The organism is Pectobacterium sp. CFBP8739 (assembly GCF_013449375.1).
Taxonomy (GTDB): Bacteria; Pseudomonadota; Gammaproteobacteria; order Enterobacterales; family Enterobacteriaceae; genus Pectobacterium.
In genome coordinates this window covers 1-2,025 of sequence record NZ_JACDRR010000063.1, presented here as the reverse complement: position 1 = coordinate 2,025, position 2,025 = coordinate 1, and the positions used below count along the sequence as shown (strand labels likewise).

General features: G+C 52.3%; 3 protein-coding genes. 2 read left to right on the top strand and 1 reads right to left on the bottom strand.

The window, feature by feature from the left end:
- On the top strand, positions 1–1,190 hold a 1,190-nt coding region (locus H0247_RS19665), incomplete at its 5' end, for a tyrosine-type recombinase/integrase (RefSeq protein ID WP_180744026.1).
- 140 nt (positions 1,191–1,330) lie between these two features.
- On the opposite strand, the gene H0247_RS19660 is transcribed toward H0247_RS19665, so the two are convergent.
- The gene (locus H0247_RS19660; RefSeq protein WP_162847981.1) at positions 1,331–1,501 is read right to left on the bottom strand and encodes a hypothetical protein; all 171 of its coding nucleotides are present in this window, start codon (positions 1,499–1,501) and stop codon (positions 1,331–1,333) included.
- Positions 1,502–1,641: 140 nt separating this feature from the next.
- Here H0247_RS19660 and H0247_RS19655 point away from each other — a divergent pair, with 140 nt between their 5' ends.
- A complete protein-coding gene (locus H0247_RS19655; protein ID WP_039524485.1) occupies positions 1,642–1,983 on the top strand; it encodes a hypothetical protein in 342 nt (113 codons plus the stop codon).
- Positions 1,984–2,025 lie beyond the last annotated feature (42 nt).

Genomic DNA, 2,025 nt, shown 5'->3' with positions numbered 1-2,025 from the left:
GCCTGTACCTCACGGTATCAACCAGCGGCGCTAAGCTATGGTATTTCCGCTACCGTTTCGGCGGTAAAGAAAATCGTCTGGCCTTTGGCCCCTACCCGCAAACTACGCTGGCGGAAGCCCGTGAAAAGCGCGATGCAGCACGTAAGCTATTGGCATCCGGCATCAGCCCTTCTCAGCTTCGCAAATCGAGCAACTCCGCCGTTGAGGAATCCCGAACATTCCAGTATGTCGCTCTGGCATGGCACACCAGCAGTCTTAAACTCTGGTCAGACGCGCACGCCGATAAAATTCTCACCTGCCTGAAACGCTACGTTTTCACCGCCATTGGCGCAATGGATATCGCTCAGGTTGAAACCCGCCATCTGGCACAGTTGGTTAAGGCCATTGATGACAAAGGCGTGCATGACGTCGCCGGACGGGTACGCCAGCATCTGACCAAAATCATGCGCCATGCCGTCCAGCAGGGCGTCATCAAATACAATCCTGCTTACGATTTGGACGGTGTCGTGACCCCGGTGGCGACCCAACATCACCCCGCCCTGCCACTAAAACGCCTGCCTGAACTGCTAGAGAAGATGGAGAGCTACAAAGGACGTATGCTGACCCGTCTGGCGCTGGAGCTGAATCTGCATGTTTTCCTGCGCTCCAGTGAACTGCGGTTTGCCCGCTGGGATGAATTCAATCTGAAAGCGCATATCTGGAGCGTGCCCGCCCAGCGCGAAACGGTAGACGGCGTGAGATTTTCAGAGCGTGGCGCCAAGATGAAGGATGAACATCTGGTGCCGCTGTCACGGCAGGCGGTCACCCTGCTGAAACAGATTCAGGCGCTTTCCGGCGAATCGGTCTTCGTTTTTCCCGGCGCACATACCCTGAACAAGCCGATGAGTGAGAACACCATCAACAAGGCGTTGCGCGTGATTGGCTATGACACCAAAACCGAAATCTGTGGGCATGGTTTCAGAACCATGGCCTGTAGCGCTCTGAACGAGTCAGGACGCTGGTCAAAGGATGCCATTGAGCGGCAGATGAGCCACAAAGAACGCAATGGCGTGCGGGCGGCTTACGTGCATAAAGCGGAGCATCTGGAAGCCAGAATCGAAATGATGCAATGGTGGTCGGATTATCTGGACGTCAACCGTGAGGGCTACGTCGCACCGTATATCTATGCGCGGAGTCATTCGGCTGGCTAACGCGCTGCGCTTGTTGGCTCCTGACGGGCTTTCTATGTGATAGAAAGCCCGTCAGGAGCGTTGTCATAAAATCATTCGAGCATTCTGCCAAACGTTTCTTATACGTTAGTATTTGCTATATCACTGGCTCAAACCACTGTTCAGCCTTTTGGTTCAATACCGCGCGTCTGGAGTTCCTTACGCAGAACACGCTTGATCCACGTAGCCAATGTCTTGTCGCCATCCTTATGGGCTTGTTCTTCTAATTGCGCACGAAACTCGTGGGACAGTCGAATTTGATACTGGTCTGTTTTTGTTTTTTCACTTGACATTGTAATTACAAATTCCATAGCATGGTATAGTTGTAATTACACCGCAATTACATGGTGTTTTGCAACAGTAAAGAGCGAAGCCCGGCAGTGCTAGGAACACTAACCGGGCTTCTGACCACAACATTATGAGGACTAATGCTATGGCTGACACCAATAGTAACACGGGCTCGTCTTATCAATCACTGCCGGATTATGAGAACCGTTACTCCGCCATGAGTGCCGCGCTGGCGCGTCTGGACTTTTCACACATGGACAATGACGAACTCTCGCAGGTCACAGAATATTGCGCCGAAACACAGGCCGGGCTTTGCCATTGCCTGAATTTCATTGGTGATGCGCTGATTACCTTTGCCGATAATGACGTGTGCGAATCTACGCCAGAAAGCCTGTGCCAGTTGGGTCATGGGTTAACCGCAATCAGTTTACTCATCCCTGCCCTTACCACGATGCACAAACGCGCATATTCACTCACCGCCAGATAGCCATCTGAATATAGCCTGCCTGGTAAAAATCCACCTCTTCAA